This window comes from Nonomuraea sp. NPDC049309 (assembly GCF_043196965.1).
GTDB classification, from domain to species: Bacteria; Actinomycetota; Actinomycetes; order Streptosporangiales; family Streptosporangiaceae; genus Nonomuraea; species Nonomuraea fastidiosa.
Map to the genome: position 1 here is coordinate 1,149,186 of NZ_JBICSH010000001.1, position 14,328 is coordinate 1,163,513.

Below are 14,328 nucleotides of genomic sequence, written 5' to 3' on the forward strand. Positions count from 1 at the left end.
GGTGAGCATCTAGATATCATGCCTTTCCCCATCAAAGAGGTACGCGCCGCGTACCCCGCACTCTCCGACGGCCACGCCTATCTCGACGGCGCCGCCGGCACCCAGGTCCCTCAGTCCGTGATCGACGCCATCGCCACCGCCTACCGGACGGGGATCGGCAACGTGGGCGGCGCCTTCCCGGCCAGCCACCGCTCCGACGCGATCGTGGCCGCCTGCCGCGCCGCCGTCGCCGACCTGGTGGGCGGACGTCCTGAAGGCGTCATACTCGGGCCCAACATGACGACGCTCACGTACCGGCTGTCGAAGGCCATCGCCGGTCCCGGCGACGAGGTGGTGGTCTCGCGGCTCGACCACGACGCGAACGTGCGGCCGTGGACGCAGACCGGCGCCACCGTGCGGTGGGCCGAGATCGATCCGGTCACCGGCGAGCTGCCGGTCGAGCAGTACGCCGGCCTGATCAACGAGCGGACGCGGGTGGTCGCGGTCACGGCGGCGAGCAACATCCTCGGCACCCGCCCCGACGTGCCGGCCATCGCCGAGCTGGCGCACCGGGCCGGAGCGCTGGTGTACGTGGACGGCGTGCACGCGACCCCGCACGGCCCGGTGGACATGCGGGCGCTGGGCGCCGACTTCTACGCCACGAGCGCGTACAAGTGGGCGGGGCCGCACATCGGCGCGGTCGTCGCGGATCCCGAGGTGCTGGAGACGCTGCGGCCGGACAAGCTCGCGTCGTCGCCGGACACGGTGCCCGAGCGGTTCGAGACGGGCACGGCGGCCTTCGCCGACCTGGACGGCGTGACGGCCGCCGTGGACCACCTGGCCGCCATGGTGCCCGGCACCGGCACCCGCCGCGAGCGCCTGCTGGCCTCGATGGCCGCCGCGGAGGAGCACGAGCTGGAGCTGTTCGCCGAGATGCTGGCGGGCCTTGCGTCCATGCCGCACGTCACCTTGTACGGCAAGCCCGCCAGGCGGACCGCGACGGTCTACTTCAACGTGGCCGGGCACACCCCGCGCCAGGTGGCCGAGCACCTGGCGAAGCTGGGGGTGAACGTCTGGAACGGCCACAACTACGCCTGGGAGCTGACCGGCGCGCTCGGCATCCGCGACTCGGGCGGCGCGGTGCGGGCGGGCCTGGTGCACTACAACGACGCCTCGGACGTGGAGCGGCTGCTGGACGGCGTGGCCAGGCTGCGCTGAGCGGGCGGCACCGGAACAAGCGGCATCGAAGACCGCGCTGAAGAGATCGTTCAGACGGCGTCGGCGGCGGAGGGCTGCTCGTACACCGGCAGGCGGATCACGAACCGCGCCCCGCGCGGGCAGTCCTCGACCGTCAGCGTGCCGCCGTGCGCCACGCACGTCTCGCGGCTGACGGCCAGCCCGAGCCCGCTGCCGCCGGGGTCGCGGCGCAGCCCCTCCTCCAGGCGGACGAACGGCTCGAAGATCCGCTCGCGGTCCTCGGGAGGGACGCCGTCGCCGTCGTCCTGCACGGCGAGGACGGCCTGCCGGCCTGCACGCGAGACGGAGACGTCGATGCGGGTGCGGGCGTGCCGGCGCGCGTTGGCCAGGAGGTTGTCGAGCACGCGCAGGAGCTGCACCCGCGAGCCCATCACGGTGGGGCGGCCGGATCGGTGCAGCCGGATGTCTATGCCGGAGCGGGGCAGCGCCGTGAGCTCCTCCTCCACCAGCTCGACCAGGTCGACCTGCTGGTGGGCGGCCGGGCCCGAGTTCTTGACCCGGGTGTAGGCGAGCAGGTCGTCGATGATGGCCTGGAGGCGTTCGGTGGTGCGCAGCGTCAGCCGCAGGGCCGAGCGCGGCTCCACCTCGTCGGGGTACATCAGCGCCTCCTCCAGCTGCACGTGCAGGGCGGAGACGGGGGCGCGCAGCTCGTGGGAGACGAGGGAGGCGAAGCGGCGCTGGGCGGACACCGCCTTCTCCAGGCGGTCGAGGTAGAGGTTGGAGGTACGGGCGAACTCGGCGATCTCGTCGTCGCCCGGCGGTGTCGGGACCCGGAGGCTGAGGTCGGTCGCGGTGGCCTCGCGCATGGTGGCGCTGATCTCCCGCACCGGGCGGAGCGTGCGGCCCACCACGACCCAGGTGGCCCAGGCCGCCGCGCCGGAGGCGATCAGCGCCGCGATGCCGAAGCCGATGGGCAGGTAGGGCGTGGCGAGTGCGGGCGGCATCACCCGGGCGCCGAGGATGTAGTGCTCCTCGCCGCCGAACAGCGTCTGCGCCACGCTGCCGTCGAGCCGCAGCACCGCCACCATGAGGCACGGCCCCTTCGGCGGGCAGGCCACGAGGTCCTTGAGCCGTTCATTGGGCGGTGGGCGGACGGCGGTCAGCGGCGGGATGCGCATCCCGGCGGGGTTGCCCGCCACCAGCTCGCCTCGCGCGTTGACGAGCTGCATGTAGTCGGTGCGCAGGCTCGGCCTGGGCCGGTCGATCTGGCCCGGCACCATCTCGTTCGCCCATCCGACGATCTCCTGACACAGATCCTCGTAGACGTCCTTCGAGATGCTGTTGCGGATGCCGAGCACGGCGAGGGCGGCGACCACCGAAAGGATCACCAGGAACAGCCCCCCGACCCAGCACGCGTAGCGCGCGCGGATCGACCTGGGGTACGGCCATCGCCATCCCGGCCCGCTCAGCCTCATGCGACCTCCTCTGCCCACCCCCAGCCGGAGCAGGCTTCGGGGAAAAGGCCGGTAGGCTCCCTGCGCCATGACCCCGTCCTGGTCCGTCATGGCCGTGGCAGGTGCTCGAGCAGCAGCAGCGCGATGTCGTCACCGCGCTGCTCGGCGGCGGGCGCCTGTTCGAGCAGGGTCTCTCCGAGCAGGTGCAGCGACTGCTGCCCCGCCTTGGTCAGGTACGCGGCCAGGCGGGTGATGGCGTCGTCCAGGTGCACGCCCGGCTCCTCGATGAGGCCGTCGGTGTACAGGGCGAGGACCGCGCCGGGCGAGAAGGGCACCTGCAGGGTCGGATATTCCGCGTCGGGATCGATGCCGAGCAGCGGGCCGGGCGGCACCTCGACGGGCTCGGCGGCGCCGCCGGGGGCGCGCAGCAGCGGCGGCGGATGGCCGGCGTTGGCGATGGAGAACGCCCGCAGCCGCAGGTCGATGTGGAGCAGCACGCAGCTGCTGAACAGGTCGGTGTCCAGGTCGAGCAGCAGCCGGTTGGCGTTGCACAGCACCGTGCCGGGCTCGGACTCCGGGTCGGTGGCGGAGGCGTGAATGGCGGTGCGCACCTGCCCCATGAGCGCGGCGGCGGACAGGTTGTGTCCCTGCACGTCGCCGATGACCGCGACGGCGGCGTGGTCGTGCAGGCGGATGAGGTCGTAGAAGTCGCCGCCGACACCGACGCCCCGCGTGGCGGGCAGGTAGCGGGCGGCGGCCTCCAGGCCCTCCATGTCGGGCAGGCGGCGCGGCAGCAGGCTGTGCTGCAGGCAGTGGGCGGCCTGGTCCTTGGCCTCGTACAGCAGGGCGCGGTCGAGCGCCTGGGCCATGAGGCCGGCCAGGGAGGTGAGGGTGGTGCGCTCGGCCCCGCTGAACGGGTGCGGCTGCTCGAAGGCCACCACGCAGGTGCCGGCCAGCCGGTCGGGCAGCGACAGCGGCAGGAACGCCCACGCCTCCATGTCGTCGGCGTCCAGCGCGGGCTTGTAGACGTCGCCCATCTCCTCGCGGTCGCTGTAGAACCTGGCCTCGCCGGTCCGCATGACCTGGCCGGTCATGGTGACGTAGTCCAGGGGCATGCCGTTCAGCCGCTCGACGAACGTGCGGCTGAACCCGTGCGAGCCGAGCACCCGCAGCCTGCCGCCCTCGGCGATGAAGACCGCCATGGAGTGCACGCCGCACACGGCCATCATGTGGTCGGTGACCACCTCGATGACCTGCCGCACGGTGAGCGCCCTGGTCAGGGTGGCGGCCAGGTGCAGCAGCTCGTGCAGGTGGTGCGGCTGCGGGTGTGACGCGCTGTCGGTCAGCCCCATCTTGCCGGTGGGCACGAGGTGCAGGCTGACGCCCGACGGGTCGGGGTGCAGGCGGGCCTCGACCGTGACGCCGCCCGGCGTGCCGAGCAGGCAGGTGGTGGGCTGCTGGCTGACCACGGCGTGCCGGAAGCGCTCTTTGAAGACGGGGCCGCGCAGCCAGTCCACCGCGTCCCACAGCACGCGGCCGAGCAGCGTGCCGTGGGCGGCGCCGCCGAACAGCTGGGCGGCCGAATCGTTGAGGTAGGTGATGTGGCCGTACAGGTCGAGCGAGACGCAGCCGTCCCGCAGCCGGTCGGCGAAGCCGAAGCCGCCCGGCGCGCGCGTCCCCTCGTAGCGCCGGGACGGAACCGGCGTCAGCGTGCGCGGCTGCGGGGTGACCGGGGGCCGCTGGTCGTCCCCCGCCGACTCCTTCAGCACCTCTTCCATGCGGCGGGTGGCCTCGTCGATGACCTCCAGCTCGTACGAGCCGAGCCGCGGCGCCCGCGACGACGACCACATGAGCACCCACGAGCCGACCACCCGGTCGCCGAGCCTGAGCGGCGTGGCCAGCACGGAGAAGTGGTACGGCACGAGGAAGGCCATGGCGGGGAAGCGCCGGGCGAGCTCCTCCAGGTCGGGCACCCACACGCGCTCCCCGCGCCGCACGGCGACGGTGGCGGGTACGCCGGCCTCGGCGCGCAGCCTGCTCCACTGTCCGACCATCGGGCCCGGCAGCCCCATCTGTGACTGCATGAGCAGCACCTCGGAGGCCGCATCGAGCAGGTAGAGCAGGGCGATGTGGGCCCCGGTCTCCCGTGCGGCGCGCACGAGCATCTCGTCCATTTCCGTGGTGGCCGGGGGCCCGGCCGGCCGGAGCCGGTGAGACGCGGTGAGCCACTCGGTCCCGCGCGACAGCATCGGCTCCTCACGCCTCCCTACGCGAGCCATACGGTCACGGTATCTACCGCTTTAGCCCGATAGGTGATTGCTTGTCGTAATCTGACCGGTTGCCGGGATGTGAATGGCGGTCGTCAGACTTTTCCATGACCATGCCCGCCGGCCGGTGCGGGGGCGGGCAGCGAACGCCCTGGTCGCGGGCCATCCGGCGAGGCTGCCGCAGGTAAAGCCCTTCTCCCTGCCGGGCCGGAACATCCGCACCTCGGCGAGGACGGTGCTCTCGGAGTACACGCCGAGGCCGGCCGCGAGCAGCACGGCCTGGTCGATGCCGGCCCGCCCGGGCGTGATCCGCGCGTGCCCATGGAGAGCAGCGCGTACCGGTCACGCCGAGCCCCCGCTCTCACCGCCCGCGGTCAAGGCCCCGCCCGGCCGGGCGGGGCCTTGACCGCGTAGCCGTTCGGCTGGACGCTCGAAGGCACCCGGCTTGATCGACGGATCTTCCCCGGCTGGCCGCGCGACCACGTCCGAGGTGGATCACGCCGTGAGCACCATGCCGCGCGCGAAGAGGGTGAAGGTCGCATGACCATCGCGGAGGAGCTGCTCCTGCTCGCCTACGACGAGGAAGGCCGGCCGGCCGTCACCCTGACCTGGCTGGATCCCGCGATCGCCGCCGCCGTCCTGGCCGAGCTGGCCGTGCACGACCGGGTGGAGCCGTCGGGAGGAAGGCTGCGGGTCCGCGACCCGAGCCGGGTCGGCGACGACGAGCTGGACGCCGCGCTGGCGCTCCTGGGCTCCAGAAGCAGGCGGCCCGTGTCGTGCATCCGGCTCCTGGAACGGCACGGCTTACGGCGGCGGCTGCTGACCCGGCTGGTGACGGGCGGGGTGCTGGCCGAGACGCGCGGCAAGGCGCTCGGCATCTTCCCCGTCAGGCGGTGGCCGGAGGCGCGTCCCGGCGGACGGGCCGAGATCAGGGCGCGGGTGGCCGCCGTCCTGGCCGGGGCGGAGCCGGACCCCCGTACGGGGACGCTCATCGCGATCCTGCACGCCGACCGGTACACCCGCACGTTCTTCCCCGGCTACGCCGACCGGCGCTACAAGGAGGTCGCCGAGGGCGGATGGGCGGCCGAGCCGGTGATCCGCACGGTGGGCGTCATCGCCGATGCCGCGCTGTACGCCATGGCCGGCGAGTGACCGCCGCTCCCCCGCGGCGGGCCGATCAGTAGCTCGGCGGGCTCGTCGCGATGAGGAAGCCGGCGGGTTCGTCGCCCGGGTTGAGGCAGCGGTGCGGCAGCGAGGAGTCGAAGTAGCAGCTGTCCCCCTCCTCCAGCAGGTGCTCGGTCCCCGCCGCCTCGACGACGAGCCGCCCGCGCCGGCCGTGGCCGGGTGAGACGCGCGTGTACCGGCCGAGCCGCCGGGCGGCAGGTGGCTCGCGAGCTGCAGCCAGGGAGCGCTGTCGTCGCGGCTCGCGTACGCGCTGCAGGAGATCGGCCACTCGCTGCGCGCCGAGGGCGCTCCATGGGGGACCTGGACGGCGCGGGTCGAGCGGGCCAGGGAGCGCTTAGCCCGGCTGATCGGCGCCGAGCCCGGCGAGGTGGCCGTGCTGTCGTGCGCGTCGGAGGCCGCCTACCAGGCCGCCGGGGTGACCCCGATCGACGTGCGCGAGCCGGGCTGCGACTACCTGGCGTCCGGCTCGCTGAAGTACCTGCTCGGCCTGCCCGGCATCGCCTTCCTGTACGTGCGCGGCGGGCTCGAGCGGCAGCGCGAGCCGGAGCTGACCGGGTGGTTCGGCCGCAGGCAGCCGTTCGCGTTCGGCCCCAGGCTGCTCGGCTTCCCCGACGACGCGCGCCGCTTCGAGACCGGCACGCCGCCCATCCCGTCGGCGTACGCGGCGAACGCCGGTTTCGACCTGATCGAGCGCATCGACCTGCACGACGTGCGGCGCCACGTGTCCGCCCTGGTGGAGGAGCTGGCCGAGCGGCTGGCGGCCGAGGGCGCGCGCGGCCCGCAGGTGGCCATCGCCGACGAGGCCCCCGACGGCTGGCCGCCGCGCCGGCCGAACGCCGCATCTGGACGGCACCGCGCGGCCACCTGCTGCGCCTGTCGTTCCACTACTACAACGACCGCTCCGACGTGGACGCGGCCGTCGAAGCCATCGGCTCCTATCGGAGGAGCCGACCACCCCCCAAACGCCTACCGGAAGGCACGTGCCGTGGACGACCCCGTGACCCCCGACGCCTCCGGCCTGCAGCGCCGGCTGACCGGCGCCGGCTCACGATGATCGGGCTCGGCGGCGCCATCGGCACCGGGCTCTTCCTCGGCTCCAGCCTGGCGATCTCACAGGCGGGCCCGGCGACGATCGTGGCGTACGTCATCTGCGCCGCAGTCGCCATGGTGATCGGCTGGTCGCTGGCCGAGATGATGGTGGTGCATCCCGAAGCGGGCGCGTTCGGGCTCATCGCCCACCGCTATCTGAGGCCGTGGGCCGGGTTCGTGGTGCGGTGGACGTACTGGACGATCCAGGTCATCGCGATCGGCGGCGAGGTGATCGCGGCCGGGATCTACGTGCAGTTCTGGTGGCCGTCGCTGCCGCTGTGGCTGCCGGTCGCGGTCTTCTCGCTCGTCGTGCTCGCGGTGAACGCGGCGGCGGTGCGGCTGTTCGGCGAGGCCGAGTACTGGTTCGCGATGATCAAGGTGGTGGCGATCGTCGTGTTCATCCTGCTCGGCCTGGTGCTGGTCACGGTCGGCCTGCCCAGCGCGGACGCCACCGGCCTGGCCAACTTCACCGCGCACGGCGGCTTCCTGCCGAACGGGATGAGCGGGCTGTTCCTCGCCATGGTGTTCGTGCTGTTCAGCTACATCGGCACGGAGGTCGTGTCGGTCACCGCCGCCGAGTCGGAAGACCCCGTACGCGACATCCCGCGCGCCGCCCGCCGCATGATCACCCGGCTCGCGCTCTTCTACGTGGTGGCCATCGCGATCGTGCTCACCGTGGTGCCGTGGCCGGTGACGGCGCAGGGCGGGTCGGTCACCGAGAGCCCGTTCGTCACCGTGTTCTCGGCCGCCGGAGTCCCGGCCGCGGCCGCCATCATGATCTTCGTGGTGCTGACCGCCGCGCTGTCCAGCGCCGACACCACCTCTACCTGACCACCCGGATGATGCACTCGCCGGCCGCCAACGGCTACGCCCCGCGCTGGACGGGACGGCTGAACCGGGCCGGCGTGCCGCGCAACGCGCTCGCGCTGTCGGCGCTCGGCCCGACGCTCGCGGCCGGGGTGCCGGCGGCCGGCAAGAGCGGCGCGTACCTGGCGCTGTTCGGCGCGTCGGTGTTCGGGGCGCTGGTGGTGTGGCTGCTCATCCTCGCGACCCATCACGCCTTCCGCCGCACCCGCGCCGCCCAGGGGCTGCCGCCGTCGCCGGTGCGGCTCTGGGGCGCGCCCGTGACGTCGGGCGTGGTGATGGTGTTCCTCGCCGCGGTGATCGTCTCGACGCTGTTCATCGAGCCGCTGCGGCCGGCGTGGTGGGCGGGCATCCCGAAACGGCACAAACCAGACTGATCCGCAAATTTGCTGAAGTTTCGCATGATTTCGGGTTCCTCGTCCCCTTTGAGGGCAGACGGGCCGCGATGGGCCTTCCAGACGCGGGCCTCGGGGAAGGAAACTCGATCATGTCGAACAAGCTGAGCATCGCCTGCGCCTTGCTGGCCGGGTACTACCTCGGGCGGCGGAGGAAGTTGCGCACGGCGGCGTTCCTCGCGGCGGCCGGGCTGGCGGGAAAGGCCGCCGGGAACGGCGGGCTGCTGTCGATGGGGCTCAAGACGCTGGGCTCATCGGCCGATCTCGGCAAGCTGACCGAGCAGGTCAAGGGCGGCCTGATGGAGGCCGGCAAGGCAGCGGCGAGCAGGCAGGTCGACTCCCTGAGCGACAAGCTGCACGAACGCGCCGAGCTGCTCAAGGCACCTCCCACCGCCGAGGACGCGGCCGAGACCACCGAGCAGGCGGACGACACCGGCGCTACCGGCGAGTCCTCCCCAGATGATGAGGCCGAAAGCGGCACCGGCGGCGAGGCCGAGAGCGAGCCCGGCAGCGAAGCCGGGAACCAGGACGAAGCCGGGAACCAGGACGAGGCCGGGAGTCAGGACGAGGCCGACCGAGAGCCCGCTGGGCAGGAACGGGCGCGGCGGCAGCCGCGCACCATCCGGCGGACCACCGTCCGGAGGTGAGCACAGGTGGCTGAGGAACGAGCGGGAGCGGGACGCCCCACGGTCCGGCGGTTGACACGTACGGCGGGCAAGGCCGCGGGCGCGGGCAAGAGCGCGGTCAGCGGGCTCGGCAAGGCCGCGAGCGCCGCCAAGGAAGGCACGGGGAAGACGCCGGCAGCGGGCAAGGTGGCGAGCAAGGCCACGCGTTCGGCGACGGGCACGGCCACTCGCGCCGCCGGGACGGCGAAGAGCGCGGCGAAGGGCCCGGTGAAGGGGGCCGCGGGCGCGGCCAAGCAGGCGACGGGCGCCACCGATCAGGCCACCGGCGCCGCCAAGGGTGCCACCGGGGCGGCCGAAGGGGTCACCGACACCGCCAAGGGCGCCACAGAGACCGCCAAAGGCACCACCGACGGCGCTTCGGACACCGCCGAAGGCGCCACCGAAGGCGTCTCGGACACCGCCGAAGGCGCCACCGAAGGCGTCTCGGACACCGCCAAAGGCGCCACCGGCGCGGCCGGGAAGGTCGCGGGCGCGGCCAAGGGCGTGGCGGGTGCCGCCACGGGAGCTGCGGGCACGGCGGCGGGAGCGGTCAAGGGCGTCGGCAAGGACTTCCTGTCCGCGCTGCCGACCGAGCGGCTCGTCGACGAGGCGAAGAACCTCATGCACGCCGCGCTCAACCGCGCGGTCTCCAAGGCGGGCGACAAGCTGGAGGGCCTCACCGGCCGCCTCACCGACTACGCGGAGCACGGCGGCAAGGGCCTGTTGAGCGCGGTGACCGGCTCGGGCGGCTCGGGATCCGACGATGGGGGCGGCTCGGGCAGCGTGCTGGGCGGAGTGCTGAAGGGCGGCGTCAAGGGCGGGCTCAAGAGCATGATGCAGAAGGTCACCGGCGGCGGCAAAGGCGGCAAGGGCGGCTTCGAGAAGGTCACGAACATCGTCGAGACGATCGACATCGGTGCGCCCCGCCGCCTGGTGTACGACCAATGGACGCAGTTCCAGGACTTCCCGTCGTTCATGAAGAAGGTGGAGAACGTCAAGCAGGAGTCCGACGAGAAGCTGACCTGGAAGGCGCAGGTCTTCTGGTCGCACCGGAGCTGGACGGCCCACATCATCGAGCAGATTCCCGACCAGCGGATCATCTGGCGCTCGGAGGGGCCGAAGGGTCACGTGGACGGCGCGGTGACGTTCCACGAGCTGAGCGACGACCTCACGCGGGTGCTGGTGGTGCTGGAGTACCACCCGCAGGGGCTGTTCGAGCGGACCGGGAACCTGTGGCGGGCGCAGGGCCGCCGGGTGCGGCTCGAGCTCAAGCACTTCCGCCGCCACGTCATGGCGCACCTGGTGCTGCACCCCGAGGACGTCGGCGAGGGCTGGCGCGGCGAGATCCGCGACGGCGAGGTGGTCAAGGACCACGAGACGGCGATGGAGGAGGAGCGCGCGGCCCAGGCCGAAGAGGAAGAAGAGCCACAGGAGTACGAGGACGAGGAGGGCGAAGAGCCGGAGGAGGGCGAAGAGCCCGCCGCCGAGCAGGAGCCCGGAGAGGAGGCGGAACTGGAAGAGGACGAAGCAGAAGAAGCCGAAGAGGAACCGGAAGGGGGCGAATACGAAGAGGAAGAGGACGAAGGCGAGGAGCGAAGCCGCTGAAAGGCGGCCGGACCGATCGGCCCATGACGGGCCCGCGCCTCGCCGCCACACGTGCCCGCCTCCGGCTCAGCGGCCCGGAGGCGGGCACTCCCCTGTTCCGGCCCGCCTGCCCCCTGTGCGTGGCCCGCGCGGTGGGCTGACCCGTGCCCTGCGGCTCAGGCGAGCCGGTCGCGCAGCCACTTCGGGTCGGGGTTGACGTGCGGCTCGCCCGCCAGCACGACGGTCGGGACGGTCTCGTCGCCGCCGGTGATCTCCCGTACGGCCGCCGCGCCCGCCGGGTCGCGCCAGATGTCCACCCAGTACGCCCGCCGGGCGGCCCGGCCCAGCCGGAACCTGAGGCGCATGCAGAAACGGCAGCCCGGACGCCAGTAGACGATCGCCCGCCCGTCCGCCGCGCTGCGCCGCCGCGCCTCCTCGGCGCCGACCGGCCTGGGGAACGCCAGCGGCGAGATCGCGAAACCGAGCGCGGCGTACACCACGAGCACCGCGGCCGCCACCACGAAGTCGCCCCGCGCGGCCGTCCACGCCGCGAGCACCACCCCGATCGCCGCCAGCAGGCCCGGTGCCATCCATCTGCGCCTCACGATCAGGCAAACTACCGGAACGCCTTACACACCGGCACTCCCGGGGTGCGCGAGCCGGTCCCCGGCGCTTTCCTGACGGGTCAGCCGGCCGGTCGGTGCGAGGCGCCGGAGAGTTCGGCGAGCGCGTCGTCCACCGACTTCGCCGCCTCGATCCCGCCACGCTCACCGGCGCGCTCATACCCGGTGACGCAGCCGCCTGGGATCACGATCAGGCGCCCCTCGGACACCCTGGCGTGCCGCGCGGCCGACCGCAGGACGTCCCTGCCGTGCTCGTCCATCGCCGCCAGCTCGCGCAGATCGACCACGATCAGCGGCGGGATCCGCGCCACCAGCGCGTTGACCAGGTACTGCTGCAGGACCAGGCACGCCACCCCCTCCAGCCGCCCGGTCGGGGACAGCAGGACGACCTCCCCGTGCCTGTCGAGCCGGATGTCGAAATCCGGAGCACTCTCGTGGATTCCAGGTTCTGAGGGGTGCATGAACGGGTCCCAGCGTGGACGTACATGGAAGACCTGCGCCGACCAGACTTCCCGGATCACCTATCGCGACCATAACAGTTCATTGCGTGATGCAACGATCGCACGGCTCGGAAAGTGACCGAAAAGCAGCAGAAGCGTAAGCCCGTCGGCACCGCACTAGTCTGGCTGCGGAACCGCGCCGGACCGACGGAGGTGTGGCCGCCGATGAGCGAGACCGACCCGCACATCCACGTCGAGCGGAAGGTGCTGCAATCCGGTGCCGCCTTCCGCAACGTGATCGCCTCGACGCTGGGCCGCGTCCCCGACGCGCCGTCCGTGGTGACCTCCGGCTGCGGGCTTCAGGTGCCGTACGCGATGACCTCGCCCCACCCGGAACGCGTCACCTGCCTGCCGTGCAGGGAGCACGCCCAGCGCGAGCACCTCCGCCTGGCCGAGCAGGTCGAGCGGCTGAACGGCATGCCCGGTTCGCCGATCCGCGACGAGCAGACCGCGCAGATGGTGGAGTGGGCCCGCGACCGCGCCCGGAGGTTCGCCTCCGGCTGACGCCTTTCCATCGAGGTGGCGGCTCGGGTTGCGCTGGGAGTGAAGCGGCCCGGTTCCGCCTGCCTCGGTAGGCCAGGATGAGGGCATGCGGACACTTGTTCTGGGTGGTACGAGGTTTCTGTCGAAGGAGATCGCGCGGCAGGCGCGCGATCGCGGGCACGAGGTGGTGTGCGCGGCGCGCGGCCAGGCGGGCGAGCCGCCGCAGGGGGTGGAGTTCGTCCGCGTCGATCGCGCGCAGGACGGCGGCCTGTCGCCCCTGGAGGGCTCGTTCGACCTGGTGATCGACGTCGCCAGGCACCCGAGCATGGTCCGCAGGGCGGTCGCCGAGCTGGCGGGGCGCGCCGGTCACTGGACCATGATCTCCACGTGCAGCGTCTACGCCGACACCCATGAGGCCACCCAGGTGCTGCACGAGCCGCTGGCGCCCGGCGCCGACGAGAGCGCCCCGGAGAACTACGGGCCCGCGAAGGTGGCGTGCGAGCAGATCGCCGGCGATGCGGCGCTGCTCGTCCGTGCCGGGCTGATCGTGGGCCCGGAGGACGGCTCCGATCGGTTCACCTATTGGGTGGATCGGCTGGCGCGCGGCGGGCCCGTGCTGGCTCCCGGCTCCCCCGGCGACCTGGTGCAGCTCGCCGACGTGCGCGACGTGGCCGCCTGGACGCTCGACGCCGCCGAGAAGGGGCTCGCGGGGCCGTACGACGTGATGTCCAGCCCGTTCACCAGGGGCGAGCTGCTGGCCGGCATCGCCGAGGGGCTGTCGGTGCGGCCCGAGCTGGTCTGGGCCGGCCAGGAGTTCCTCACCGAGCACAAGGTGGCGCCCTGGGCGGGGCCGCGGTCGCTGCCGCTGTGGCTGCCGCTGCCGGAGTACGCCGGGTTCATGGCCCGCGACGTCTCGGCCACGCTGGATGCCGGGCTGCGCATCCGCCCGATCGCCGACACCGCGCGCGACACGCTCGCCTGGCTGCGCGACTCCGGCCACCAGGTCACCAAGGCCGGGCTCACCGCCGAGGAAGAGGCCGAGCTGCTGCGCCTCCTCACCTGATGCCGGCAGGCGCGCCGATCGGCGGGTGATGACCGCGCTTGCCGGGGCGCGCCGACCGGCCGGGGGCCCGTCGGCTCCGGGCCGCGCCGACCGGCCGGCGACGCCTGCCGTGGTTTCCGGGATGCCTCGGCCGGCAGAAGAAGCCTGTCGGCTCCGAGGCGCGCCGATCGGTGCGTCATGCTCGGGACATCCCCGACGCTTGGCGGGCGATCTCGGCACCGGTCATCGTCAGGATGGCGGCATGAACGGAGAACTGGAGGCGTTCGTCCCGCTGATCCCCCGAGATGACGTGAGCGGCGCGAGGCCGATCGACCTGCTCGCGTCCGAGATCCACCTGGGCGGGGACGGCGAGATCCGCGCGGGCAGGAGAGGCGCGGGCGGCGACCTGGACGGCTGGCGGCTGACGGCCTTTCACGCCAAGACCGCCGACGACGTGCACGCCGACCACTGGGAGATGCACCCGGAGGCCGACGAGATCGTGTCCTGCGTGGTCGGCAAGATCCGCCTCTTCCTGCGCCTGGACGGGCGCGGGGAGGAGGTGGTCAGGCTGGGGGCGGGCACCGCCGCCATCGTGCCGCGCGGCCGCTGGCACCGTATCGAGCTGGACATCCCGAGCACGATCCTCGCCCTCACGCTGCCGCGCGGCACCCGCCGCGAACGGCGGACCGGACCAGAGCAGCGGCAGGGCTCGGATCGGCCGACCGGCTCACACCTGCGAACCGGCGCTCAGCAGCGGATCGGCACCGGGCAACGGGCCGGCGCTGAGCGGCAGACCGGCTCGGAGAAGCGGGCCGGCTCAGAACCGCGGGCCGGCGCTGAGCGGGCCGGGCTGGTGGCGTCGAAGCCGCCCGGCCGGGCCCGCTACCGCCGTCCCGCATGACCCCGCAGCTACCGGCCGGCATGAGCGCGCAGGTACCGGCCCGCATGACCGCGCAGGTACCGCCTCGCATGACCGCGCAGGTACCGCCCCGCATGACCGC

15 protein-coding genes are annotated in these 14,328 nt (G+C 72.9%); 10 read left to right on the plus strand and 5 right to left on the minus strand.

The window, feature by feature from the left end; translation table 11 throughout:
* The first annotated feature begins 18 nt into the window (after window positions 1-18).
* Window positions 19-1,197 carry a cysteine desulfurase-like protein gene (locus ACGFIM_RS05390; RefSeq protein WP_393194993.1) on the plus strand — a complete coding sequence of 393 codons (1,179 nt, stop codon included), beginning with the start codon at window positions 19-21 and terminating at the stop codon, window positions 1,195-1,197.
* 50 nt (window positions 1,198-1,247) lie between these two features.
* Here ACGFIM_RS05390 and ACGFIM_RS05395 read toward each other — a convergent pair whose 3' ends face one another.
* Entirely contained in the window at window positions 1,248-2,651 is a 1,404-nt protein-coding gene (locus ACGFIM_RS05395) for a sensor histidine kinase (protein WP_393194996.1), read from the minus strand.
* Between the two features lie 86 nt (window positions 2,652-2,737).
* Window positions 2,738-4,909 (minus strand): SpoIIE family protein phosphatase, encoded by a 2,172-nt coding sequence (locus ACGFIM_RS05400; protein ID WP_393194999.1) that lies wholly within the window; start codon window positions 4,907-4,909, stop codon window positions 2,738-2,740.
* 528 nt (window positions 4,910-5,437) lie between these two features.
* Between ACGFIM_RS05400 and ACGFIM_RS05405 the strand changes: the two genes are divergently transcribed.
* Window positions 5,438-6,049: a GPP34 family phosphoprotein gene (locus tag ACGFIM_RS05405; RefSeq protein ID WP_393195001.1), complete on the plus strand. Its 612-nt coding sequence runs from the start codon at window positions 5,438-5,440 to the stop codon at window positions 6,047-6,049.
* A gap of 25 nt (window positions 6,050-6,074) precedes the next feature.
* Here the strand turns inward: ACGFIM_RS05405 and ACGFIM_RS05410 are convergent, their stop codons facing one another.
* Window positions 6,075-6,350: a cupin domain-containing protein gene (locus tag ACGFIM_RS05410; RefSeq protein WP_393195004.1), complete on the minus strand. Its 276-nt coding sequence runs from the start codon at window positions 6,348-6,350 to the stop codon at window positions 6,075-6,077.
* A 99-nt stretch (window positions 6,351-6,449) separates the two neighbouring features.
* On the opposite strand from ACGFIM_RS05410, the gene ACGFIM_RS05415 reads away from it, so the two are divergent.
* The 5 genes from ACGFIM_RS05415 to ACGFIM_RS05435 all read left to right on the plus strand — a co-directional run bounded on the left by ACGFIM_RS05415 (window position 6,450) and on the right by ACGFIM_RS05435 (window position 10,700).
* Window positions 6,450-7,136: an aminotransferase class V-fold PLP-dependent enzyme gene (locus tag ACGFIM_RS05415; protein ID WP_393195007.1), complete on the plus strand. Its 687-nt coding sequence runs from the start codon at window positions 6,450-6,452 to the stop codon at window positions 7,134-7,136.
* Window positions 7,133-8,002 carry an amino acid permease gene (locus tag ACGFIM_RS05420; protein ID WP_393195009.1) on the plus strand — a complete coding sequence of 290 codons (870 nt, stop codon included), beginning with the start codon at window positions 7,133-7,135 and terminating at the stop codon, window positions 8,000-8,002. Before ACGFIM_RS05415 ends, ACGFIM_RS05420 begins: the two co-directional genes overlap by 4 nt.
* Before the next feature lie 8 nt (window positions 8,003-8,010).
* Complete coding sequence (locus ACGFIM_RS05425; protein ID WP_393195012.1) at window positions 8,011-8,412, plus strand: hypothetical protein; 402 nt, start codon at window positions 8,011-8,013, stop codon at window positions 8,410-8,412.
* Window positions 8,413-8,522: 110 nt separating this feature from the next.
* Complete coding sequence (locus ACGFIM_RS05430) at window positions 8,523-9,077, plus strand: hypothetical protein (RefSeq protein WP_393195015.1); 555 nt, start codon at window positions 8,523-8,525, stop codon at window positions 9,075-9,077.
* Between the two features lie 6 nt (window positions 9,078-9,083).
* Window positions 9,084-10,700 carry an SRPBCC family protein gene (locus ACGFIM_RS05435; protein WP_393195018.1) on the plus strand — a complete coding sequence of 539 codons (1,617 nt, stop codon included), beginning with the start codon at window positions 9,084-9,086 and terminating at the stop codon, window positions 10,698-10,700.
* A gap of 155 nt (window positions 10,701-10,855) precedes the next feature.
* Here ACGFIM_RS05435 and ACGFIM_RS05440 read toward each other — a convergent pair whose 3' ends face one another.
* Together ACGFIM_RS05440 and ACGFIM_RS05445 are read right to left on the minus strand one after the other, a co-directional pair.
* Window positions 10,856-11,284, minus strand: coding sequence for a glutaredoxin domain-containing protein (locus ACGFIM_RS05440; protein WP_393195021.1), 429 nt, complete (start codon window positions 11,282-11,284; stop codon window positions 10,856-10,858).
* Between the two features lie 80 nt (window positions 11,285-11,364).
* On the minus strand, window positions 11,365-11,823 hold the full coding sequence (locus tag ACGFIM_RS05445; RefSeq protein WP_393195024.1) for an STAS domain-containing protein: 459 nt from the start codon (window positions 11,821-11,823) through the stop codon (window positions 11,365-11,367).
* 144 nt (window positions 11,824-11,967) lie between these two features.
* Here ACGFIM_RS05445 and ACGFIM_RS05450 point away from each other — a divergent pair, with 144 nt between their 5' ends.
* From ACGFIM_RS05450 to ACGFIM_RS05460, 3 genes are all read left to right on the plus strand, one after another.
* On the plus strand, window positions 11,968-12,306 hold the full coding sequence (locus ACGFIM_RS05450) for a hypothetical protein (protein WP_393195027.1): 339 nt from the start codon (window positions 11,968-11,970) through the stop codon (window positions 12,304-12,306).
* Between the two features lie 85 nt (window positions 12,307-12,391).
* The gene (locus ACGFIM_RS05455; RefSeq protein ID WP_393195030.1) at window positions 12,392-13,348 is read left to right on the plus strand and encodes an NAD-dependent epimerase/dehydratase family protein; all 957 of its coding nucleotides are present in this window, start codon (window positions 12,392-12,394) and stop codon (window positions 13,346-13,348) included.
* Window positions 13,349-13,589: 241 nt separating this feature from the next.
* Window positions 13,590-14,228, plus strand: a complete 639-nt coding sequence (locus ACGFIM_RS05460; RefSeq protein ID WP_393195032.1) for a cupin domain-containing protein — start codon at window positions 13,590-13,592, stop codon at window positions 14,226-14,228.
* Window positions 14,229-14,328: the final 100 nt, after the last annotated feature.